Annotated in this window: 30 protein-coding genes; 4 read left to right on the top strand and 26 right to left on the bottom strand. The window is 47.3% G+C overall.

Annotated features, from left to right (window positions below):
• The first annotated feature begins 76 nt into the window (after positions 1-76).
• From IMY23_RS17370 to hscA, 4 genes are all read left to right on the top strand, one after another.
• On the top strand, positions 77-2,470 hold the full coding sequence (locus IMY23_RS17370; protein ID WP_225986539.1) for a zinc-dependent metalloprotease: 2,394 nt from the start codon (positions 77-79) through the stop codon (positions 2,468-2,470).
• 530 nt (positions 2,471-3,000) lie between these two features.
• Positions 3,001-4,632, top strand: coding sequence for a TldD/PmbA family protein (locus IMY23_RS17365; RefSeq protein WP_192823289.1), 1,632 nt, complete (start codon positions 3,001-3,003; stop codon positions 4,630-4,632).
• A 132-nt stretch (positions 4,633-4,764) separates the two neighbouring features.
• Entirely contained in the window at positions 4,765-6,099 is a 1,335-nt protein-coding gene (locus IMY23_RS17360) for a TldD/PmbA family protein (RefSeq protein ID WP_192823288.1), read from the top strand.
• 490 nt (positions 6,100-6,589) lie between these two features.
• Positions 6,590-8,449, top strand: a complete 1,860-nt coding sequence (gene hscA, locus IMY23_RS17355) for a Fe-S protein assembly chaperone HscA (RefSeq protein ID WP_192823287.1) — start codon at positions 6,590-6,592, stop codon at positions 8,447-8,449.
• Between the two features lie 91 nt (positions 8,450-8,540).
• On the opposite strand, the gene IMY23_RS17350 is transcribed toward hscA, so the two are convergent.
• The 26 genes from IMY23_RS17350 to rpsC all read right to left on the bottom strand — a co-directional run bounded on the left by IMY23_RS17350 (position 8,541) and on the right by rpsC (position 22,854).
• On the bottom strand, positions 8,541-8,876 hold the full coding sequence (locus tag IMY23_RS17350) for a septum formation initiator family protein (protein ID WP_192823286.1): 336 nt from the start codon (positions 8,874-8,876) through the stop codon (positions 8,541-8,543).
• Between the two features lie 159 nt (positions 8,877-9,035).
• Positions 9,036-10,313 (bottom strand): phosphopyruvate hydratase, encoded by a 1,278-nt coding sequence (gene eno, locus IMY23_RS17345; RefSeq protein ID WP_192823285.1) that lies wholly within the window; start codon positions 10,311-10,313, stop codon positions 9,036-9,038.
• A 15-nt stretch (positions 10,314-10,328) separates the two neighbouring features.
• Positions 10,329-11,441: a glutamine-hydrolyzing carbamoyl-phosphate synthase small subunit gene (gene carA, locus IMY23_RS17340; protein WP_192823284.1), complete on the bottom strand. Its 1,113-nt coding sequence runs from the start codon at positions 11,439-11,441 to the stop codon at positions 10,329-10,331.
• A 78-nt stretch (positions 11,442-11,519) separates the two neighbouring features.
• A complete protein-coding gene (gene rplQ / locus IMY23_RS17335) occupies positions 11,520-12,068 on the bottom strand; it encodes a 50S ribosomal protein L17 (protein ID WP_192823283.1) in 549 nt (182 codons plus the stop codon).
• Between the two features lie 69 nt (positions 12,069-12,137).
• Positions 12,138-13,127, bottom strand: a complete 990-nt coding sequence (locus IMY23_RS17330) for a DNA-directed RNA polymerase subunit alpha (RefSeq protein WP_192823282.1) — start codon at positions 13,125-13,127, stop codon at positions 12,138-12,140.
• A 36-nt stretch (positions 13,128-13,163) separates the two neighbouring features.
• Positions 13,164-13,769 carry a 30S ribosomal protein S4 gene (gene rpsD, locus IMY23_RS17325; RefSeq protein ID WP_192823281.1) on the bottom strand — a complete coding sequence of 202 codons (606 nt, stop codon included), beginning with the start codon at positions 13,767-13,769 and terminating at the stop codon, positions 13,164-13,166.
• Between the two features lie 20 nt (positions 13,770-13,789).
• Positions 13,790-14,182, bottom strand: a complete 393-nt coding sequence (gene rpsK / locus IMY23_RS17320; RefSeq protein ID WP_066508659.1) for a 30S ribosomal protein S11 — start codon at positions 14,180-14,182, stop codon at positions 13,790-13,792.
• Positions 14,183-14,192: 10 nt separating this feature from the next.
• The gene (rpsM, locus tag IMY23_RS17315) at positions 14,193-14,570 is read right to left on the bottom strand and encodes a 30S ribosomal protein S13 (protein ID WP_192823280.1); all 378 of its coding nucleotides are present in this window, start codon (positions 14,568-14,570) and stop codon (positions 14,193-14,195) included.
• A 10-nt stretch (positions 14,571-14,580) separates the two neighbouring features.
• Complete coding sequence (gene ykgO, locus IMY23_RS17310; RefSeq protein WP_071885446.1) at positions 14,581-14,697, bottom strand: type B 50S ribosomal protein L36; 117 nt, start codon at positions 14,695-14,697, stop codon at positions 14,581-14,583.
• Between the two features lie 4 nt (positions 14,698-14,701).
• Positions 14,702-14,920: a translation initiation factor IF-1 gene (gene infA / locus IMY23_RS17305; RefSeq protein ID WP_048919321.1), complete on the bottom strand. Its 219-nt coding sequence runs from the start codon at positions 14,918-14,920 to the stop codon at positions 14,702-14,704.
• 3 nt (positions 14,921-14,923) lie between these two features.
• Entirely contained in the window at positions 14,924-15,694 is a 771-nt protein-coding gene (gene map / locus IMY23_RS17300) for a type I methionyl aminopeptidase (RefSeq protein WP_192823279.1), read from the bottom strand.
• A 2-nt stretch (positions 15,695-15,696) separates the two neighbouring features.
• Positions 15,697-17,022: a preprotein translocase subunit SecY gene (gene secY / locus IMY23_RS17295; RefSeq protein WP_192823278.1), complete on the bottom strand. Its 1,326-nt coding sequence runs from the start codon at positions 17,020-17,022 to the stop codon at positions 15,697-15,699.
• A gap of 3 nt (positions 17,023-17,025) precedes the next feature.
• A complete protein-coding gene (gene rplO, locus IMY23_RS17290) occupies positions 17,026-17,472 on the bottom strand; it encodes a 50S ribosomal protein L15 (protein WP_192823277.1) in 447 nt (148 codons plus the stop codon).
• 1 nt (position 17,473) lies between these two features.
• Positions 17,474-17,653 (bottom strand): 50S ribosomal protein L30, encoded by a 180-nt coding sequence (gene rpmD / locus IMY23_RS17285; protein ID WP_225986538.1) that lies wholly within the window; start codon positions 17,651-17,653, stop codon positions 17,474-17,476.
• A gap of 2 nt (positions 17,654-17,655) precedes the next feature.
• A complete protein-coding gene (gene rpsE, locus IMY23_RS17280; RefSeq protein WP_149096942.1) occupies positions 17,656-18,174 on the bottom strand; it encodes a 30S ribosomal protein S5 in 519 nt (172 codons plus the stop codon).
• Between the two features lie 4 nt (positions 18,175-18,178).
• Positions 18,179-18,532 carry a 50S ribosomal protein L18 gene (rplR, locus tag IMY23_RS17275; RefSeq protein ID WP_192823276.1) on the bottom strand — a complete coding sequence of 118 codons (354 nt, stop codon included), beginning with the start codon at positions 18,530-18,532 and terminating at the stop codon, positions 18,179-18,181.
• A gap of 8 nt (positions 18,533-18,540) precedes the next feature.
• A complete protein-coding gene (gene rplF, locus IMY23_RS17270; RefSeq protein ID WP_192823275.1) occupies positions 18,541-19,095 on the bottom strand; it encodes a 50S ribosomal protein L6 in 555 nt (184 codons plus the stop codon).
• A 10-nt stretch (positions 19,096-19,105) separates the two neighbouring features.
• The gene (gene rpsH / locus IMY23_RS17265) at positions 19,106-19,504 is read right to left on the bottom strand and encodes a 30S ribosomal protein S8 (RefSeq protein ID WP_192823274.1); all 399 of its coding nucleotides are present in this window, start codon (positions 19,502-19,504) and stop codon (positions 19,106-19,108) included.
• An 86-nt stretch (positions 19,505-19,590) separates the two neighbouring features.
• Positions 19,591-19,860 carry a 30S ribosomal protein S14 gene (gene rpsN / locus IMY23_RS17260; RefSeq protein WP_192823273.1) on the bottom strand — a complete coding sequence of 90 codons (270 nt, stop codon included), beginning with the start codon at positions 19,858-19,860 and terminating at the stop codon, positions 19,591-19,593.
• A 4-nt stretch (positions 19,861-19,864) separates the two neighbouring features.
• Positions 19,865-20,416 carry a 50S ribosomal protein L5 gene (gene rplE / locus IMY23_RS17255; protein ID WP_192823272.1) on the bottom strand — a complete coding sequence of 184 codons (552 nt, stop codon included), beginning with the start codon at positions 20,414-20,416 and terminating at the stop codon, positions 19,865-19,867.
• A 1-nt stretch (position 20,417) separates the two neighbouring features.
• Positions 20,418-20,741, bottom strand: coding sequence for a 50S ribosomal protein L24 (gene rplX, locus IMY23_RS17250; RefSeq protein ID WP_192823271.1), 324 nt, complete (start codon positions 20,739-20,741; stop codon positions 20,418-20,420).
• Positions 20,742-20,761: 20 nt separating this feature from the next.
• Complete coding sequence (gene rplN, locus IMY23_RS17245) at positions 20,762-21,130, bottom strand: 50S ribosomal protein L14 (RefSeq protein ID WP_192823270.1); 369 nt, start codon at positions 21,128-21,130, stop codon at positions 20,762-20,764.
• Position 21,131: 1 nt separating this feature from the next.
• A complete protein-coding gene (rpsQ, locus tag IMY23_RS17240) occupies positions 21,132-21,389 on the bottom strand; it encodes a 30S ribosomal protein S17 (protein ID WP_192823269.1) in 258 nt (85 codons plus the stop codon).
• An 11-nt stretch (positions 21,390-21,400) separates the two neighbouring features.
• Complete coding sequence (gene rpmC, locus IMY23_RS17235; RefSeq protein ID WP_192823268.1) at positions 21,401-21,595, bottom strand: 50S ribosomal protein L29; 195 nt, start codon at positions 21,593-21,595, stop codon at positions 21,401-21,403.
• Between the two features lie 2 nt (positions 21,596-21,597).
• A complete protein-coding gene (gene rplP / locus IMY23_RS17230; RefSeq protein ID WP_192823267.1) occupies positions 21,598-22,020 on the bottom strand; it encodes a 50S ribosomal protein L16 in 423 nt (140 codons plus the stop codon).
• A 27-nt stretch (positions 22,021-22,047) separates the two neighbouring features.
• A complete protein-coding gene (gene rpsC / locus IMY23_RS17225; RefSeq protein ID WP_192823266.1) occupies positions 22,048-22,854 on the bottom strand; it encodes a 30S ribosomal protein S3 in 807 nt (268 codons plus the stop codon).
• Between the last annotated feature and the right edge of the window lie 5 nt (positions 22,855-22,859).

Below are 22,859 nucleotides of genomic sequence, written 5' to 3'. Positions count from 1 at the left end.
GCTGATTCCGTTTTTGACCTCCAAATCCCAAATCATGCGAAAAACGCTCCTCTCCTGCTTCTCCCTACTCTTAGCAATGACTTCCCTTTTTGCCCAGAATAAACCGGCGGGCATTTCTGCTAAAACCGCGGGTATGCAGAAGTTTGCGGGTTACTTCCCATTTTACTGGGACGAGGCCACCGGCAAAGTCTTTCTGGAGATTGACAAGTTAGACCAGCAGTTTCTATATGTGAGTTCATTGCCAGCGGGCTTGGGTTCTAATGACATCGGGCTGGACCGGGGGCAGTTGGGCGGCACCCACGTGGTGTATTTCCAGAAGGTGGGCCCGAAGGTGCTCTTGGTAGAACCCAACCAGAATTACCGCGCCATGAACGGCAACCCCGCCGAGGAACAGGCCGTGGCCCAGTCGTTCGCGCAGAGCACGCTGTGGGGTTTCAAGGTGGAAGCCACCGACGGCAACCGCGTGCTGGTAGATGCCACCGATTTTCTTCTGCGTGATGCCCATGACGTGGTAGGTTCTATCCGGCGCAGCCGCCAAGGGTCTTACCGGTTAGATGCCAGCCGATCGGCTATGTACTTGCCCCGCACCAAGAACTTCCCGCAGAACACTGAGTTTGAGGCCACCCTCACCTTTGTGGGCGGCGATGACGCCGGCAATTTCGTGCGTAGCGTGGCTCCTTCCACTGAGGCCTTGACCTTGCGCGAACACCATTCCTTCATTCAACTGCCAGACACTAACTATACGCCGCGCGCCATGGATCCTCGGTCTGGGTACTTCGGGATTGAGTACATGGATTACAGCACGCCCGTGGATGAATCCATCACCAAACGCTTTATTGCGCGTCACCGTCTGCAGAAAAAGAAACCAGCCGCGCCTGTGTCTGAAGCCGTGAAACCCATTGTTTATTACGTGGACCATGCCGCACCCGGACCCATTAGAAGCGCCCTGCTGGACGGAGCCCGTTGGTGGGCGCAGGCTTTTGAGGCGGCGGGTTATAAAGATGCCTTTAAGGTCGAGATTTTGCCCGTGGATGCTGACCCCATGGATGTGCGTTACAACGTGATTCAATGGGTGCACCGCAGCACACGCGGCTGGTCTTATGGCGCATCCGTGACAGACCCGCGCACCGGCGAAATAATGAAAGGCCACGTGAGCTTGGGTTCTTTGCGCGTGCGTCAGGATTATCTGATTGCCGAAGGCCTGCTCGCTCCCTATGAAACCGGCAAACCCGCCAACCCAGAGATGATGAAAATGGCCTTGGCGCGGCTTCGGCAGTTGTCGGCGCACGAGTTGGGGCACACGCTGGGCATCATGCACAACTACGCCGCCAGCGTGAACAACCGCGCCAGCGTGATGGATTACCTCCACCCCAACGTGAAACTTTCTGCCTCCGGCGATATTGATTTGTCTGATGCCTATGCCGTGGGCATGGGCGACTGGGACAAACTGGCGGTGACCTACGGCTATCAAGACTTCCCTGAAGGCACGAATGAAACCCAAGCTTTAGACCAACTCCTGCGCACTGGTCATCAGCGCGGCTTACAGTTCATCTCTGACCGTGATGCCCGTTCGCCCGGCGGCGCCCACCCGCAAGCCCACCTCTGGGACAACGGCGCCAACGCCACCGATGAACTGCATCACGTACTAGCCGTCCGGAAGAAAGCTTTAGAGAAATTTGGCGAAAATAACATCAAACCGGGCGTGCCCATGGCCATGCTGGAAGATGCCTTGGTGCCCATTTACAATTACCACCGCTATCAAGTAGAGGCCGTGGCCAAATTGGTGGGCGGTGTGAATTATACCTACGCCTCTCGCGGTGATGGTCAGTTAGTCACAGAACAAGTACCTCTGGCAGAGCAGCAAAAAGCTTTAGATGCCTTGATTTCCACGCTTCAACCCAACGTGCTTACGTTACCAGAACACATCATTGCGGCTATTCCGCCAAGACCGGCCGGTTGGTCACCATCGCGGGAGTTGTTCAGCAAGCGCACTGGCCTCACCTTTGACCCTTTGGCGGCGGCTGAGGCTTCGGCTAATTTTACGTTATCGTTTTTATTTCACCCAGAGCGCGCTGCCCGTTTGGTAGAGTTAAAAGCCCGCGGAAGCCAACTAGGCTTGCATGACGTCTTGAACCAAATTATGGCCAACACCTGGGATGTAAAGCCCGCCGCTGGCCTAGACGGACAAATTCAACTGCTCACCCAGCAACTGGTCCTCACGCACCTCCTTGCGTTGAGTCAGAATGAAAACACCGCCTATTCCGTGAGAGCTGAAGCCACCCTACAACTTTCCAACCTGGAGAAACAGCTTAAGAAGCTGGCCAAGTCCTCAGATGCCTCGGTGAAAGCCAACGCCATGCTCGCCCTGAACCGCCTGGACGAACCGCAGACCGCAAAACCACAACTGCACAAAGAACTTCCGCCAGGCGCGCCCATTGGTACACTGGAAATGATAGGCTGCAACCAATAACACGTTTTCGGGCTCAATTCTGGAAACGAAGCCAAAAACGCACTCTGAAATGGGGTGCGTTTTTTGTGTTTCAACTTTTCAACGTTAGAAGAATTACACGCATATCGTCCCCCTTTGAAGAAAGTTGGGGGATGATGACTATTGCTGATTATTTTTTTCTAGAATGGGTAAATAGGTTTCCATTTGCTCTTTCGGATTTACCAATCCGAAAGTACTCTGTGGGGGATTTATCAATCCCCCTATGCCCTGATAAAAATTTGCTTAGTAAAGGGGATTTGGAAATCCCCGACAGAATGATTCGGGATTGATAAATCCCGAACAGCATTTGGAAGAGCATCTATAGCAGCCGCTTCAGAATATCAAAAAGGTTTATTCAGCAAAAGAGAATCACCCCCCTACCCCCTTCAAAGGGGGACGATATGCGTGTCAGCATTACCCCTAACTGGCGTTTATAAAATCCCTCCCTACTTCGCTTGGAAGTAAAGGCGAAATTCCTACATTTAAAAGACTAACCCTTAACTCCTTCCACTTTGAAAAGACGCGATTTTATTCATCTTTCCGGCTTGGGGCTTGGTGCCCTTATGCTGCCCATCCCCGTGTGGGGCAATGACATTGCGCCGGAAGCCATGCTTTCGCCCATGGAAACGGCCCTGAACAAACGCATTGCCGACGCCGCCCTTAACGCCGCCAAATCTAAGGGCGCCACTTACACAGACGTGCGCATAGGCCGCTACCTGAACCAATACCTGATTACCCGCGAAGACAAAGTAGAGAACACGGTCAACACAGAGTCGTTTGGATTGGGCGTGCGCGTGCTAGTGAACGGTACGTGGGGATTTTCGGCCATTGATGAAGTGACGCCGGCTGGGGCTGCCAAAGCCGCTGAACTGGCCGTGGCCATTGCCAAAGCCAACTCCAAACTGCAGACGGAACCGGTACAGCTGGCCCCGCAACAAGGCTATGGGGAGGTGAGTTGGAAAGCTCCTATTGAGCGCAACGCGTTTGAGGTGCCGTTGAAAGAGAAAGTAGATATTCTGTTGGGTGCCAATGCCGCGGCCATGCAGAACGGCGCCAATTACGTGAATTCAGCGTTGTTTCTGGTAAACGAGCAGAAGTACTTCGCGTCTTCAGATGGGTCGTACATTGATCAGGACATTCACCGCATCTGGCCGGTGCTTAACGCCACCGCCATCGACCAAAAATCAGGTAAGTTTGAGACGCGCCAATCCCTGAGTTCGCCGGTGGGCATGGGCTTTGAGTATTTGAGCGGCAGAAAAGAAGGCAAGTACCAGGGCATCACCACGCGCTACGGCAAGTATTATGACATGGTGGAAGACGCTGCCGCCGCCGCCAAGCAGGCCAAAGAAAAACTCACCGCCAAATCTGTACTGGCCGGGAAATATGATTTGGTATTGGATCCATCGCACCTCTGGCTCACCATTCACGAATCTGTGGGTCACCCGCTGGAACTGGACCGCGTGCTGGGCTACGAAGCCAATTTCGCCGGAACTTCCTTCGCGGATTTGGACAAATGGAAATCGAAGAAATTTAAATACGGCAGCGACAAAGTCACGCTGTTCGCCGACAAACAGCAGCCCGGCTCTTTGGGCGCGGTGGGCTATGACGATGAAGGCGTGAAAACGAAGCGCTGGGACTTGGTGAAGGATGGCACCTTGGTGAGCTACCAAGCCACCCGCGACCAAGCGCATATCATCGGCGAGAAGGAATCGCACGGCTGTTCTTATGCCGACAACTGGAGCTCGGTGCAGTTCCAGCGCATGCCCAACGTGTCTTTGGAAGCCGGCAAGCAGAAACTGAGCGTGGATGATATGATTAAAGACGTGGAGAAAGGCATCTACATCATTGGCGATGGTTCCTTCTCTATTGACCAGCAGCGCTACAACTTCCAGTTCGGCGGGCAGCTGTACTATGAAATTAAAGACGGAAAGATTGTGGGGCCTTTGAAAGACGTGGCGTACCAAAGCAACACCCAGGAATTCTGGAATTCCTGCGCCGCCATCTGTGATGAAAGCGACTACCGCCTGGGCGGCTCCTTCTTTGACGGAAAAGGCCAGCCCACGCAGTCCAGTTCGGTGTCACATGGTTCTGCCACCACCCGCTTCAACGGCGTGAACGTGATTAACACAGGTAGAAAAATCTAACGATTTTTCTACCTGTGTTAAGTCCTGAGTCCTGAGTCCATAGTCTTGAGTTATTCTTTCAACTCAGGACTCAGAACTATAGACTCAGGACTAAAACCAATCAATTTCAAGTTAACTTAGACCTTTCACACAATGGCAATATATACCAAAGAACAAGCGCAGGCTGTCCTGAATAAGGTGATGGCGCTGAGCAAGGCCGAGGAGTGCGAAGCCAATCTCACCGGCAGCAAGTCTGGGAACGTGCGCTACGCCAGAAATTCTGTTTCCACAGCCGGTGAATCGCATACTACGCAGTTGGTGGTGCAGTCCTCGTTCGGAAAGAAAGTGGGCACCGCCACCATCAATGAATTTGACGATGCCTCATTGGAGAAAGTGGTGCGCCGCTCTGAGGAATTGGCAAAATTAGCGCCGGAGAACCCAGAGTACATGGGCGTGCTGGGCCCGCAGAAATATGTGACCACCACCCCGTTTTCACCGGCAACGGCAGCTATTACCCCAGACAAGCGCGCCGAGATGGTGGCCCAGAGTATTGCGGCCGCCAAAGCCAAAAACCTGACCGCAGCAGGCTATCTGCAGGATTCGGTCGGGTTTCAGGCCATGATGAACAGTAAAGGGCTCTTTGCCTTTAACACAGACACCGGCGTGGATTTTTCGTTGACCGTGCGCACGCCAGACGGTTTAGGCTCAGGCTATGCCTCCAGAGGTTTCAATGACGTGACCAAACTCAACACAGCTGCTGTTTCTGCCGTGGCCGTGAATAAAGCCGTCGGGTCAAGAGAGGCCAAAGCGTTGGAACCCGGCAAGTACACCGTGATTCTGGAACCGGCCGCCGTGGCCGTGATGCTGGAGAACCTGTTCTTCAACATGGATGCCCGCTCCGCAGATGAAGGCCGAAGCTTTTTGAGCAAAGCCGGTGGCGGTAACAAAGTCGGGCAGAAGTTGGTGGATGAACGCGTGACCATTTACTCAGACCCAGCACATCCAGAACTTCCAACTTCGCCATGGGCTGGAGACGGACAGGCGCTGAACAAAGTCACCTGGATTGACAAAGGCGTGGTGAAGCAGATTCCGGTGTCACGGTACTGGGCGCAGCAGAAGAAGATGGCACCAGTTCCGTTCCCCAGTTCGGCCATTATGCAGGGCGGCAACCAAAGCCTGGAAGACCTGATTAAAGGCACCCAGAAAGGCATTCTGGTGACGCGTCTTTGGTACATCAGAAGCGTTGACCCGCAAACCCTGCTCCTCACCGGCCTCACCCGCGACGGGACTTTCTACATTGAGAACGGCAAAATTAAGCACGCCGTCAAGAACTTCCGGTTCAACGAAAGCCCCATCATCATGCTCAATAACCTAGAGGCCATGGGCAAAGCTGAACGCGTGGTCAGCGGCGAATCCAGCAACAATTACCTGCTGCCGCCGCTCAAAATCAGAGACTTCACCTTCAGTAGTTTGTCTGACGCGGTGTAAAGAACCTCACCCCAACCCCTCTCCCACGGAGAGGGGCTTTTTTTTAGCTCCGTTTTCGGCTTCATTTCTGAAATTGAGCATGAAAACGGAAAAGAGAAAATTCCCTCTCCCTCTGAGAGAGGGCTAGGGTGAGGGTGTATTTTCCACGGCCACTCCAATACGCTACAAGATTCTCCCTCATCCTAACCTTCTCCCAGAAGGAGAAGGGACTTTGCTTTTCCTGATTTAAACCTCACCACTAGAATACTGTCCGCAAACAGTTCTTGCTTTCTAAATATTTTTGCTCGCCCGAGTCTGGAGACTCTCGCCAGTTGTTTTCTGTTTTTGGCCTCCATTTCCAAAACAAGCCCCAAAACATATTAGCAGAAAAGTCCCTCTCCGTGGGAGAGGGGTTGAGGTGAGGTCTTACAGGAAACCGTGGCTATATCACGCGCAATTTCTTCGTACTTTTGTACTGGGAATCTGCTGATTTCCGCTTAACTGAGATACCATGGCTAAAATTGCGATAAACCTGACCACCGCCTCCATTCAAAAGGAAGAAGTAATTGTGGGCATTGACCTGGGCACCACCAACAGCCTGGTGGCGTACATGCACCCCGAAGACAACGTGGCCATCGCGATTAATGACCAAGGCCTGGGCACCATTGTGCCGTCGGTGATTCACTTCTCCCCTCAAGGCGAGGTGTTGGTGGGTGATGCGGCCAAGGACTATCTGCTCACAGACCCGGCCAACACCATTTATTCGGTGAAGCGGTTGCTGGGCAAATCGTACCAAGATATCAGTGGGCACCAAGATGCCTTCGGGTACAAGGTGATTGATGACAACTCTGAGGGCATGGTGAAGATACGGGTGCAGGACAAATTCTACTCGCCCATTGAGCTGAGCGCTGAAATCCTGAAAGAGCTCCGTGCCCGCGCCGAACATGCCTTGAAAACGCCCGTGAACCGCGCCGTGATTACCGTTCCTGCCTATTTCAATGACAGCCAGCGCCAAGCTACGCGGGATGCCGGCAAACTGGCGGGCTTGGAAGTGCTGCGCATTGTGAACGAGCCTACCGCGGCTTCTTTGGCTTATGGCATTGGGCTGGACCCCAGCGAGGAAAAAACCATTGCCGTGTATGACTTGGGCGGCGGAACCTTTGATATTTCTATCCTCAAGATTCACCAAGGCATTTTTGAAGTGCTCTCCACCCACGGCGACACCTATTTGGGCGGCGATGACATGGACCGCGAAATCATTACTTTCTGGACGAAGCAAAACCGCCTGCTTGCTGATATAGCTTCCCAGGACGCGCAAATTTCGCAGGCGCTCCGGTTGAAAGCCGAAGAAGCCAAAAAGACTTTGAGCAGCCAGGAGAAGTTCAGCGCAGAACTGAACGGCATTGAACTGATCCTCAACAAACACACCTTTGAGACGCTGATTACCCCTATTGTTGATCGCACCTTGATTTCCTGCAAAATGGCCATGCAAGATGCCGGTCTTCAGCCTGCCCAAATTGACAGCGTGATTATGGTGGGCGGTTCCACGCGCGTGCCCCTGGTGTACCAGACTATTTCAGACTTCTTCGGGAAGCCCGCCAACAATAGTTTGAACCCAGATGAAGTGGTGGCCTTGGGTGCTGCCATTCAGGCTGATGTTTTGGCTGGAAACCGCAAAGATATTCTGCTGCTAGACGTAACGCCGCTCACGCTGGGTATTGAGACTATGGGTGGCTTAATGGATTCCATTATTCCCCGCAACTCCAAAATTCCCACCAAAGCCGGGCGCCAGTACACCACCTCCGTGGACGGTCAGGTGAACATGAAAATAAGCGTGTACCAGGGCGAGCGTGATTTGGTGAAAGAGAACCGCAAACTGGCCGAGTTTGACCTGAAAGGCATTCCGGCCATGCCTGCTGGCTTCCCTAAGGTAGATGTAAACTTCATCCTGAATGCCGATGGTATTCTAAAAGTAGAAGCCATTGAATTGCGCTCCGGCGTGAAGCAGGAAGTGGAAGTGAAACCGCAATACGGCCTCACCGATGAACAAGTGGAACAAATGCTGATGGACTCCATCACCCACGCCCGCGAAGACGTGAACACCCGCATGGTCATTGAGGCGCGCACCACCGCCGAGCAGATGCTTTACCAAGTAGAACGGTTCGTGCAGAAAAACGGCGAGCATTTAACTTCAGAGGAAATTGAATTGACCAACCGCAATCTCCAGCGCTTGAAAGACGCCTTGCCTTCCGGCGACAAAGACACCATTCTCAGAGCCGTGGATACGCTGGAAGAACAAACCAGCCCCTTCGCGGAGCGCGTGATGCAGATTTCCATTAAGAAAGCCATGAGCGGCAAGAAGATTGAATAGTGCGTTTTCGGGCTCGTTTCCAGAAATGAGCCCAAAAACGGAAATATGTTAAAAGCAGAAGGCGCAACTTGTACGGTTGCGCCTTCTGCTTTTATTGGGGTAGACTATCGGCTTTCATGGCTTCCAGTTCCTCTTCGTCTTTCTCAATGATGAGGTAGAGGTCCTCAGTGGGCTTTTTCATAAGGTATTTCTCGCGGGCAAATTTCTCCAGCAAATCTGGGTTGCTCAGCAGTTCTTTGCGGTCTTTCTGCACTTCGTCAATCTTCTCCAGGTAATAGTCGCGCTCCTCTTCCAGAATGGCCAGTTTCTGGCTGGTCTGGAACTGCGTGATGAAATCATTGGAATCAAAGAAGAGCATCCAGGCCAGAAAGCCCAGCGCCGTAAGGAAGTAGAAGTTTTTGAACAGAGACGGAACGCGTGCCCACATAAGCAATAGACAAAAAATGGCGGCAAGAGCTTTCTCGCCGCCATGAATTTACAAAGAATTCAGAAGCGAACCTTAAACCGGGCCGTACTTCTTTCTAAAATTCCGTTTTCGGGCTCATTTCTGGAAATGAAGCCGAAAACGGAAATTGGGTTAACGCAATTAGAATTTCCTGCCCGGGAAGTAGGCCACTTCGCCCAGTTCTTCCTCTATGCGGAGCAACTGGTTGTACTTGGCCATGCGGTCTGAGCGGGAAGCCGAGCCTGTTTTGATTTGACCGGTGTTCAAGGCCACGGCTAGGTCAGCAATGGTATTGTCTTCGGTCTCCCCGGAACGGTGGCTCATGATGCTCTTATAGCCATTCCTGCGGCCCAGGTTAATGGCGTCAATGGTCTCGGTCAAGGTGCCAATCTGATTTACCTTGATCAAGATGGCGTTGGCGGTCTGCTGGTCAATGCCCTGCTGCAGGCGTTTCACGTTGGTCACGAACAAGTCATCGCCTACCAACTGTACTTTTGAGCCGATTTGGTCGGTCAAAGACTTCCAGCCGGTCCAGTCATCTTCGTCCATACCGTCTTCAATAGAGATGATGGGGTATTTCTCAGACCACTCTTTCCAGAAGCTCACCATTTCAGAGGAAGTCAGCTTGTCGCCGGTTGATTTCTTGAAGTGGTAATGGCCGGTAGAAGCGTCATAGAATTCAGAAGCGGCGGCATCCATGGCAATCATAAAGTCCTCGCCTGGGCGGTAACCAGCAGTTTCAATGGCTTGCAACACCACTTCAATGGCTTCCTGGTTGGAGCCAATGTTCGGCGCGAAGCCGCCTTCATCGCCTACGTTGGTAGAGAGGCCTTTTTTCTTCAAAACATTCTTCAAGTGGTGGAACACTTCAGAACCCATGCGCAGAGCCTCAGAGAAGTTAGGCGCACCCACCGGCATCACCATGAACTCCTGGAAGTCGATGGAGTTGTCGGCGTGGCTTCCGCCATTCAAGATGTTCATCATGGGCACCGGCAAGGTGTTGGCGTTCACGCCGCCCACGTAGCGGTACAAAGACTGCCCTGCTTCTTTGGCCGCAGCTTTGGCAATGGCCAAAGAAACACCCAAAATGGCATTGGCGCCCAACTTGGCTTTGTTCTCTGTGCCGTCAATCTCAATCATGATCTTGTCCAGCAGGCTTTGCTCAAACACAGAGAAGCCCACTATTTCATCAGCAATGATGGTGTTCACATTCTGCACGGCTTGCAACACGCCCTTGCCCATGAATTTGCTTTTGTCGTCATCACGCAGTTCCACGGCTTCGTGCTTACCGGTAGAGGCTCCGGACGGAACAGCGGCGCGGCCCACAATTCCGTTTTGGGTGATCACGTCTACCTCTACGGTAGGGTTTCCGCGGGAATCAAATATCTGGCGGGCTTTGATGTCTTCAATTAAGCTCATATACGTTGGTTTGGTTTATGAATTCTTTTCCTTTTCCAGCATCTCCACAAACAAGTCAAAGAGATACTCTGAGTCATGTGGCCCCGGTGAGGACTCCGGGTGGTACTGCACCGAGAAAGCGGGTTTGTTCTTGATTCTGATGCCCTCAATGGTGTTGTCATTGAGGTTAATGTGCGTGATCTCAACGTTGGAATTATTCTTGACAGCCTCGGCATCCACTGCAAACCCGTGGTTCTGTGAGGTAATCTCACTGCGGCCCGTAATCAGGTTCTTCACTGGGTGGTTGAGCCCGCGGTGGCCGTTGTGCATTTTATAAGTAGGAATACCATTGGCCTGGGCTAAAATCTGGTGCCCCATACAAATCCCGAACATAGGTTTCTCCACGGCAAGTATCTGCTCAACGCTTCTCACCGCTTCAGTGGTCACGGCGGGGTCACCCGGACCATTGGAGATGAAGTACCCATCAGGCCCCCAAGTCTCCATTTCTTCAAAAGTAGTACCATATGGGAACACGCGGCATTCACAGCCACGGCTGGTCAGGTTATTCAAGATGTTCCGTTTCACGCCCAGATCCAGCACCGCTACTTTAAAGCGTGTCTCGGTCACCGACAAATCATATAGCGCCTTCGTAGAAACTTTGGAAGAAAGCTCCAACCCATTCATGGAGGGTACTTGCTTCACTTGCTCTTTCAAAGCGTCAAGATCTGTGCTCTCAGAGGAGATAATGGCGTTCATGGCACCTTTGTCTCTGATGTAGCGCACCAACTCCCGAGTGTCAATCTCACAAATACCCACTATGCCGGCTTTTTCAAAGTACTGCTGCAGTGAGCCTTCAGCGGTCTTCCGGGAAAAATGCTGCGAGAACTCTTTGCACACCAATCCTTTGATCTGCACGGCATCAGATTCCACTTCCTCCACCTGTACGCCGTAATTGCCCACGTGTGAAACCGTGGTAATCACAATTTGGCCATAGTAAGAAGGATCCGTAAAAATCTCCTGGTACCCCGTCATACCTGTGTTGAAGCAGAGCTCCCCACCGGTAGTTCCTATGTTGCCAAGACTTTTACCATGAAAGACGGTGCCGTCTTCCAAAACCAAAACTGCATCTGTAGTTGTTTGAGACTTCATTCTTATTAGATATGTGGCAAAAATAAAAAAGGGATACGAGTAATCTCGTATCCCTTTCTATAATTTACTGCATTTTTACTATTCAGCTTTAGGAGCCTCTTCGCCTTCAGCAGCTGGAGCAGACGCTTCAGTAGTTGGAGTGGCGGTTTCTGCGGAAGCAACTGGCGTTTCAGAAGCAGCCTCAACACCGTCTTTTTTCTTACCAGAAGCACGACGTCTTGTTTTGGCTTTACCTGCAGTACCTGCACCTGTTGTGCTCAGCAAGTCCTCGTTGTAATCAACCAACTCAATGATACACATATCAGCGTTGTCACCTAAACGGTTGCCAGTTTTGATGATGCGGGTGTAACCACCTGGGCGGTTAGCTATCTTACCAGCCACTGCGTCATACAACTCTTTCACAGACTCTTTGTTCTGTAGGTAAGAGAAAACTGTCCGGCGAGAGTGGGTAGTATCGCTTTTTGATTTGGTCAGCAAAGGCTCCACGTATTTACGCAATGCCTTGGCTTTAGCCACCGTAGTGATTACACGTTTGTGCAATATAAGGGACGATGCCATGTTAGAAAGGAGGGCAGCACGGTGTGACGCCGTTCTTCCTAAATGGTTATTCTTTTTACCGTGTCTCATTTTTTTGAATTGTGCACGTGCATACCGTCGATCAACCTAAGCGGGATCGGGAATTATGCCGTAGATTAATTAATCTTCTTCTAATTTATACTTAGAGATATCCATCCCAAAGTTTAGTCCCTTTTCAGAAACCAAGTTCTCTAATTCAGTCAAAGACTTTTTACCAAAGTTTCTGAACTTCATCATATCTGCCAGGTCCAATTGCACCAAATCACCTAAGGTTCTGATGTCAGCAGCTTTCAAGCAGTTGTAGGCTCTAACAGAAAGGTCCATGTCATGCAAAGGCGTTTTCAACACTTTGCGCATGTGCAGCATTTCTTCGTCAACCGCTTCTTCTTCCTCTGGCTTCACCGTTTCAAACGTCATGGTGTTGTCAGAGAACAGCATAAAGTGCTGAATCAAAATGTTGGCGGCGCCTTTCAACGCATCTTCTGGGTGAATAGAACCGTCAGTGGTGATTTCCAACAAGAGGCGCTCGTAGTCAGTTTTCTGCTCAACCCGCGTGTTCTCTACGCTATATTTCACATTCTTTACAGGCGTGAAAATGGCGTCTATGGCAATCTGACCAAAAACCTGATCAGCTGGCTTGTTCTCCTCTGCAGGCACGTACCCTCTGCCCTTCTGAATAGTCAGTTCAATCTCAAAGCTAGCTTCTGGATCAACATGACAAATGATAAGCTCAGGGTTCAGGACCTGGAACGAAGAAGAGAATTTGTTGATGTCACCGGCAGTGAAGGTATCCTGCTTGCCGATGGTCACCGTTACTTTATCATCCACTATGTCACCAATCTTCTTAAACCGCACCATTTTCAGGTTCAGGATAATTTCAGAGACATCTTCAACCACACCTTCAATGGTAGAGAACTCATGGAGCACACTAGGAACTCTGATGCTGGAGATAGCATATCCCTCCAAAGAGGAGAGAAGAATTCTTCTCAGCGCATTCCCAATGGTAACACCATAGCCCTTTTCTAGCGGCTTAAATTCAAACTGCCCGTTGAAGTCATCGGATTTCTCCATCACGACCTTTTCTGGCATTTGAAAGGCTAATATTGACATGTTTGCTGGATTAAGGTTGATACTAAATAGAAACTATTACTTAGAGTAAAGCTCAACGATCAATTGCTCCTGAATTTTCTCAGGGATTTGATCACGCTGTGGGTTAGAGATGTACTTACCTGCCATTTGGCTGGCATCCCACTCTAACCAAGTAAAAGCGCGAGCATTACGGCCAGCAAGACTGGTAGTAATTGCTTCCAATGATTTAGACTTCTCACGTACGCTAACTACATCACCAGGACGCAACGTGTACGAAGCGATGTTCACCACAGAACCATTCACCTGAATGTGATTGTGATTTACCAATTGACGCGCACCACGTCTTGTAGGAGCAATGCCTAAACGATACACGGTGTTGTCTAATCTTGCCTCTAAAAGAGCCAATAAGTTTTCACCGGTAATACCTGTTTTACGGGCAGCTTTGTCAAACAAGTTAGCAAACTGACGCTCCAACACACCATAGATGTATTTTGCTTTTTGCTTCTCCATCAATTGGATTGCATACTCAGATTGCTTCTTTCTCCGACCACGACCATGCTGGCCAGGACCATAGGCTTTTTTGGCTAAAGCCTTGCTAGGTCCAAAAATTGGTTCATTATATCTTCTAGAGATTTTACTCTTAGGGCCTGTATATCTTGCCATGTCTAATACTAAATAATACCTTAAACTCTTCTGCGTTTTGGAGGACGGCAACCATTGTGCGGAAGTGGGGTCACGTCTTTGATAGAGGTGATTTCAATACCCACGTTTTGCATGGTACGGATAGCGGACTCACGTCCAGCTCCCGGGCCTTTCACAAAAACTTCTGCTTTGCGCATACCAGCCTCATAGGCTACTTTTCCGCAATCAGCGGCTGCCATCTGGGCAGCGTAAGGAGTATTTTTCTTAGACCCTTTGAATCCCATTTTACCAGCAGATGCCCAAGAAATAACCTGGCCATTAATATTGGTAACGGAAATAATGATGTTGTTAAATGACGCTTTGATGTGAACCTGACCAACAGGCTCCACCACAACCACGCGCTTCTTGGCTTTATCTTTTCTCTTCTGAGCCATTGTCGTTTAATTATTTAGATGCCTTCTTCTTGTTTGCAACAGTCTTACGCTTGCCCTTACGGGTTCTGGTGTTGTTTTTGGTTCTCTGACCTCTAACTGGTAAACCTTTCCTGTGACGTAAACCGCGGTAGCTACCAATATCCATCAATCGCTTGATGTGTAGCTGCACTTCAGAACGAAGAACACCTTCTACTTTGTGCTCAGAAGAAATAACGTTACGGATTTCACCGGCTTCTTCCTCTGTCCAATCTTTTACCTTCTTGTCAAGATCCACCCCAGCCTTCACCAAAATAGACTGTGACAATTTCCGGCCAATACCGAAAATGTACGTCAAAGCGATTTCGCCTCTTTTGTTATCTGGAATATCAACTCCTGCTATTCTAGCCATGTTTTAAAAATTAACCTTGTCTTTGTTTATAACGTGGATTTTTCTTGTTGATCACGTAAAGCTTGCCTTTACGTCTGATCACTTTGCAGTCTTCACTGCGCTTCTTAACTGACGCTTTTACTTTCATCTGCTTATTTGTATCTGTAAACTATTCTACCTTTACTAAGGTCGTAAGGAGACATTTCCAATTTTACTCTGTCGCCTGGTAAAATCTTAATGTAGTGCATTCTCATTTTACCAGAGATGTGAGCAATAACCTGATGGCCATTTTCTAATTCAACGCGAAACATTGCGTTTGATAGCGCTTCAATGATGGTACCGTCTTGTTCGATGGAAGACTGTTTAGCCATGTATTAGTTCTGTGCTTTTTCTATGTAATCAAAAGTAGTCAAGATCTCTGCCTGACCTTTCCTAACAACAACTGTATGCTCAAAATGGGCCGAGGGCTTCTTGTCGCGCGTCCTGATGGTCCAGCCATCATTCTCCTGCACGACATGCCTGGTCCCTAAATTCACCATCGGCTCAATGGCTAATACAAGGCCTTCCTGCAATTTCATTCCTTGTCCGCGCTTTCCATAATTCGGAACCTCTGGACCTTCATGCAAACTGCGTCCTAAACCATGACCTACCAACTCACGAACCACGCCATAACCAAACTGCTCCACGTGCGATTGAACAGCAAAGCCTATGTCTCCGATTCTGGCACCTGCTACTGCCCACTCAATTCCTTTATACAAAGATTCTTTGGTGTGCAAAAGTAACGCTTTTATTTCAGGATCCACAATCCCTATTGCATGGGTGTAGGCACTGTCACTATGGAACCCTTTAAAAAAAACTCCACAATCTATAGAGACAATATCTCCAGACTGAAGAGTATAATCGCTGGGAATCCCGTGGACAACTGCTGAATTTAAACTAATACAAAGACTGTGTTTAAACCCATTGTATCCTTTAAAGGAAGGAGAACCGCCATGATCAGAAATAAATTCCTCTGCCAGCGCATCTAATTTTAAAGTACTAACACCCTCAGCAATGTTACTGGCTATAACACCATGAACCTGGCTGAGGATGTTTGCACTTTGCCTTATCTGCTCAATATCTTCTTCCGTTTTGTAAACAACCATCCTTACGATGCTACCGCAATGTTTTTAGAACGGCCTCTAAGTTTACCAGACTTCATCATACCGTCATAATGACGCATGAGAAGATAGCTTTCTATTTGGTTCAGAGTATCTAGAACAACTCCCACCAAAATAATTAAGGAGGTCCCTCCAAAGAAGGCAGCAAACTCTCTTGTCACCCCAAATAACATGGCAATGGAAGGAAGAATAGCCACAATAGCTAAAAACAATGCCCCAGGGAAAGTGATTCTGGTCAACACCTCATCAATATATTCTGAAGTGGCTAATCCTGGTTTAACACCGGGAACAAATCCCCCGCTTCTTTTCAAGTCATCAGAAATCTGATTAGGATTTACACTGATAGCTGTATAGAAGAAAGTGAAAATAATAATCAACACTGCGAAGGAAACATTGTATTGCCAAGAAGTATAATCAGAAAATACATTTCCTATTTCATTCGCGATATCACTTTCATTTCTCCAGAACGACGCAATCATACCTGGAAGGAACATCAAAGATTGAGCGAAAATGATGGGCATTACTCCGGCAGCGTTAACCTTTAAAGGAATGAACTGACGCTGACCTGCTTGCAAAGAAGCTGTACCACCTACTTGTTTAGCGTATTGTACTGGAATTCTCCGGATAGCCTGAGTAAGCATTACTACACTCATCACTACAAAGAAAAGAACAATTAGCTCTATAATGAAGATAAGAGATTTGCCTAATCCAAGCGCCATAGCTTCACCTACCAATGCACCAGGGAGCCTTGACACTATACCAATCATAATCAACATAGAGATACCATTCCCAATGCCTTTATCTGTGATTTTCTCTCCTAACCACATACAGAACATAGTTCCGCCGGTAAGAATTATCATAGATGAAATGGTAAAGAGAGGACCTGCCACAGAAGGATCAATGGCGTTGGCATTAATGGTAGCTAAGAATCCTACAGATTGAGCTAAAGTAATGATAATAGTGAGAACTCGGGTATACTGGTTAATTTTCTTTCTACCAGATTCTCCTTCTTTCTGCAACTTCTGGAAATAAGGAACTGCAATAGTCAGAAGCTGTAAAACGATGGAAGCGGAAATATATGGCATAATACCCAATGCAAAAATGGATGCATTGCTAAATGCACCACCTAAAAAGGTATCTAATAAGCCTAATATTCCTTCTGTATCACCTTTTAGCTGGGTAGGATCAATACCAGGTAAAACGATATATGAGCCTAACCTGAAAATTGCGATGAATCCTAAAGTATTTAGGATTCTTACTCGCAAATCTTCAATTGCAAAAATATTCTTAATCGTAGAAATCAGCTTCTTCATCTGCTACAGAGTCACTACCTTGCCGCCTGCTTTTTCAATTGCTTCAACTGCTGTCTGTGAGAAAGCATGAGCATGTACTTCAATAGAAGAAGTCAATTCACCTCTTCCTAGAACTTTAATGTTATCATTCTTTGAAGCCAAACCGTTTGCACGCAAGAAAGCAAAGTCAATAACAGAAGCCCCAGCTTTAGAAGCCAGGTTTTGTAACACATCAAGGTTAACAGCTGTGTACTCCACCCGATTGATATTCTTAAAACCGAACTTTGGTACTCTACGTACTAAAGGCATCTGACCGCCTTCAAAGCCTGCCTTAGAAGAATAACCTGAGCGAGACTTAGCTCCTTTATGTCCGCGGGTAGAAGTTCCACCTCTACCAGAACCGGTACCACGACCAATTCTTTTACGATCCTTAACAGATCCTTCCGCAGGCTTTAAATTACTTAGATTCATTTTAGACTTCCTTGATTGATACTAAATGTTGTACACTGTTAACCATACCAGCAATTTGTGGGGTTAACTCTTTAGTAACTGTCTTATTGATTTTGCCTAAACCTAAAGCTTTCATTGTCTGCTTCTGTCTTTCAGGACGGTCAATAATACTTTTTACCTGGGTGATTTCTACACTTGCCATAATTACCCGTTGAATACACGTTGTAAACTGATACCGCGTTGCTGAGCAACTACCAAAGGATCGCGCATTTTTGATAAAGCATCAAAAGTTGCCTTCACCACATTATGTGGGTTAGAAGATCCTTTTGATTTTGCCAATACATCTTTGATCCCGGCACTTTCCAAAACAGCTCTCATAGCACCACCAGCAAGAACACCAGTTCCTGGGGCAGCTGGCTTAATCAAGACAAAACCACCAGAGAATTTGCCTTCCATAGGGTGAGGTACTGTATGCTTGTACATTGGTACGCGAACCAGGTTCTTCTTAGCATCATCAATTCCCTTTGCTATTGCATCAGTTACCTCATTTGCTTTCCCTAAACCGTAACCCACTACACCATTACCATCACCTACAACCACAATGGCAGAGAAGCTGAATCTTCTACCACCCTTTACCACTTTGGCAACACGGTTGATAGCTACTACGCGCTCCTTTAGCTCGATTTCGCTTGCCTTGATGCTTCTAATATTTAATTTAGACATGTTCTTAGAATTTTAAACCCGCTTCACGGGCCCCTTCTGCTAATGATTTAACACGACCATGGTATAGATAACCACCTCTGTCGAAAACAACTTCAGTGATACCGTTCGCTAGTGCTTTCGCTGCTATATCACGACCTACAGAAGAAGATGCCGCACTCTTGGTGCCAGTAGCTTCTGCTTCAACGGTAGAAGAGGATGAACTTGCCAATGTAATACCATTCACATCATCAATCAGCTGCGCATAAATAGCTTTATTGCTTCTGAATACAGACAGACGTGGACGCTGAGCTGTGCCTGACACCTTGTTACGGATGCTGCGACGAATTCTCAGTCTTCTTTTTGCTTTATCGAATGCCATTTTCTTTCTTATTTAGAAGCAGTTTTACCAGCTTTTCTTCTAACAACCTCGCCCATAAACCGAATACCTTTACCTTTGTAAGGTTCAACTTTCCGTAAAGAGCGGATTTTAGCGGCCACCTGACCAATCAACTGCTTATCAATACCTTCTAAGGTGATTACAGGAGCCTTACCTTTTTCTGTTACAGCTACGGCTGAAATCTCAGGAGGCAATCCTACGTAAATATTGTGTGAGTAACCCAAAGCCAGTTCCAAGTTTTGACCTACGGTAGTAGCCTTATAACCAACACCAATAAGTTCTAACGTTAGCTTATATCCTGTGCTCACTCCAATAACCATGTTATTGATAATAGAACGATACAAACCATGAAGTGCTTTGTGTCTTTTTTGCTCTGTTGGACGAGATACTGTGAGTACGCCGTCTTCAATAGCAACAGTAATGTCCGTATCAACTTGTGAAGAAAGGGTACCTTTAGGTCCTTTCACTGTAACCAGGTTATCCTGGTTAACCAACACCTCCACACCTTGTGGGAGCGTAATTGGCAGTTTTCCTATCCGCGACATTTCTTCTTTATTAATACACGTAACACAATACTTCACCACCTACATTAAGACCTTTGGCCTCTTTGTCTGTGATGACACCTTTAGAGGTAGACAGAATGGCTATGCCATATCCGTTTAACACTCTTGGCATCTCATCTAGATGCACATACTTACGGAGTCCCGGCTTACTGACTCTCTCAAGCTTAACGATAGCAGACTGCTTGGTAGCTGGATCATACTTCAAAGCAATTTTAATACTGCCCTGAATAGAACTATCATCGAACTTGTAACTCTGGATATAACCTTTCTCGTAAAGAACTTTGGTTAATTCCTTTTTTATTTTGCTAGCCGGAATTTCAACTATACGGTGATTTGCCTTGATGGCATTCCGTAGTCTAGTTAAATAATCTGCTATCGGATCTGAATGCATTAGACTATATTTTTAGATTCCGCTCTTTTTAAGGAGCCGCAAAGATACTAATGTTTTCCTAACTATAATAGTAGTAGGAGTAATAATTACCAGCTAGCCTTCGTTACTCCAGGAATCTTGCCTGCTGAAGCCATCTCTCTGAAGGTAACACGAGAGATGCCAAACTTCCTCATATAGCCTCTTGGTCTGCCAGTTAGTTTACATCTGTTATGTAAACGTACAGGAGAAGCGTCTTTAGGCAATTTATCTAGAGCCTCATAATCGCCAGCAGCTTTTAACTGAGCTCTTTTAGTTGCATACTTGGCAACTAACTTTTGTCTTTTGAGCTCTCTTGCTTTTGCTGATTCTTTAGCCATTTTCTTATTTCTTTAAAGTTGCGAAAGGTAAACCAAAAGCTCTCAATAACTCAAGGCTTTCTTCGTCTGTAGCAGCTGAGGTAACAAAGGTGATATCCATACCAGCAATTGATTTAATTTTATCAATACTGATCTCAGGGAAGATGATTTGCTCTTTTACACCTAAGGTGTAATTTCCGCGTCCGTCAAAACCCTTGTCGTTGATACCTTTGAAGTCACGAACCCTTGGTAAAGCAATAGTAACCAAACGGTCTAAGAATTCATACATTCTCTCGCCCCGCAAAGTAACCCGTGCCCCAATTGGCATACCTTCTCTTAACTTAAAGTTAGAGATTGAGTTCTTAGCTTTGGTTTGAACAGCTTTCTGACCTGCAATGATAGTTAGCTCATCTACTCCAATGTCAACTAGCTTCTTGTCTGCCACGGCATTACCAATACCTCTATTAATGCTGATTTTGGTAATTTTTGGCACTTGCATTATGCTCTTGTATTGAAATTTCTCTTTCAATGCAGGCACAATCTCTTTTGTGTACTTATCTTTTAGTCTAGCTGCCATGTTAGATTAAGTTTCCAGATTTTTTGGAATAACGTTGTAGCTTCCCATCATTGTTCAGCTTCTTACCCGTTCTTGTGGCTACATTGGTAGCAGGTTCTACTACCATGACATTACTGGCATGGATAGGAGCCTCCAACTTTACAATTCCACCGTTAGGATTTTTAGCGCTTGGCTTTTGGTGCTTAGATACTAGGTTTAAGCCTTCTACCACTACTTTCTGCTTATCAGTAAGAACAGAAGTAATAGTTCCGGTTTTACCCTTGTCATCACCTGCGATCACTTTTACAGTGTCGCCTTTTTTCACATGAAGTTTATGCTTTGACATTTTGTTTTCTCTTCTCTTGTTTAAATTACTTCAGGAGCCAAAGAAACAATTTTCATAAACTGTCTTTCACGTAGTTCACGGGCTACAGGCCCAAAAATACGTGTACCACGTGGCTCATCATTGTTATTCAACAACACTGCTGCGTTGTCATCAAAACGAATATAAGATCCGTCTTTGCGACGAACTTCTTTCTTGGTGCGAACAATCACTGCTTTGTGAACAGTTCCTTTTTTAACGTTACCTGAAGAAAGAGCAGCTTTTACGGTAACAACAATTTTATCACCAACAGAGGCGTATTTTTTTCCTGTACCACCCAATACCCGGATGCACAGGACCTCTTTTGCTCCGCTGTTATCAGCAACAGTAAGTCTAGATTCTTGTTGTATCATCTTATTTAGCTCTTTCTACGATTTCAATTAAGCGCCAGCACTTGTTTTTGCTCAATGGTCTAGTTTCCATGATGCGCACGGTATCACCAATACCGCACTCGTTGTTCTCATCATGGGCCATAAACTTCTTGGACTTAGAAACAAATTTCCCATAAATAGGGTGTTTCACTTTGCTTTCTACCATAACAGTGATGGACTTGTCCATCTTGTTACTTACCACGCGTCCAGTTTTTTCTTTTCTTAGATTTCTCGTCTCCATGGTTTAATATGTTAGCCATTGAGCTCTAAAGAACGCAGTTGCGTCTCTAGTCTGGCGATGGTTTTTCTTGTATGCTTAATTCTTGAAGGATTTTCAAGGGGAGAGATAGCATGGGCAAACTTCAAGTTCAACAAGTTGCTTCTCTCTGCGGTTAATTGCTCTTTCACTTCTGCCAGTGAAAGAGCTTTAATTTCTGATTGCTTCATGACTATTTCTCAACGTAATCTCTACGTACCACAAACTTTGTTCTTACCGGAAGCTTTTGTGCAGCCAGTCTCAAAGACTCTTGTGCTACTTCTAGCGTCACTCCATCAGACTCAAACATAATGGTACCTGGTTTTACCACAGCTACCCAATACTCTGGAGATCCTTTACCCTTACCCATACGAACCTCTGCAGGCTTTTTAGTAATAGGTTTGTCAGGGAAAATACGAATCCATACTTGGCCTTCCCGTTTCATGGCACGTGTCATTGCAATACGAGCCGCTTCAATCTGACGGCTGGTGATCCAAGAGGCTTCTAATGATTTAATGGCGAAAGAACCAAAGGAAATTGTGCTTCCTCTATGCGCTAGACCGTGGACACGGCCTTTCTGCATCTTTCTATATTTCGTCCGTTTTGGCTGTAACATGTCTTAAATTACCTAAATGTTGAACAACTACTTGCGCTTTGGGCCACCGCCACCACCACGCTTCTGGTTTGCATCACCTGGGCGCTTATTGCGGTTGTTGTCTCTGCGATCTCCGCGGTCATTGCCACCTCTATCGCTTCTTTCGCTGCGAGGACCGGCAGACTGACCTGGGCCGCTCTGTTGACCAGCATTAGGAGATAAGTCACGCTTGCCGAATACTTCACCTTTGAAGATCCACACCTTGATGCCAAGCTTGCCATATACAGTCTGTGCTTCAGATAAAGCATAGTCAATGTCAGCTCTCAATGTATGCAATGGGGTGCGACCTTCTTTGTAGTGCTCAGTACGGGCCATTTCAGCTCCGCCTAAACGACCAGACACCTGAATTTTGATACCTTCAGCGCCTACTCGAATAGCAGAGGCAATTGCCTGCTTCATTGCTCTTCTGAAAGAGATGCGAGCCTGTAGTTGTTGTGCTACTGATTCACCTACCAATTTAGCATCTAATTCAGGACGCTTAATTTCAAAGATGTTGATTTGAACATCTTTGTTGGTGATTTTCTTCAGCTCTTCTTTGATTTTATCAACCTCTGCACCGCCTTTACCAATCACTACGCCTGGACGGGCAGTGTTAATGGTAATGGTGATTCTTTTAAGGGTTCTTTCAATGATGATCTTTGAAATGCCTCCTTTTGGGATACGGGCCAGGATGTATTTACGGATTTTCTCATCCTCAATAAGCTTATCAGCGAAATCCTTTCCTCCGAACCAATTAGAGTCCCAGCCTTTAACAATACCTAGTCTCAGGCCTACTGGATTAACTTTTTGTCCCATTTTAA

The sequence above is a fragment of the Rufibacter sp. LB8 genome (assembly GCF_014876185.1).
GTDB lineage: Bacteria > Bacteroidota > Bacteroidia > Cytophagales > Hymenobacteraceae > Nibribacter.
The sequence above is the reverse complement of the archived record's forward strand: the minus strand, read 5'-3'. Positions and strand labels throughout refer to the sequence as shown.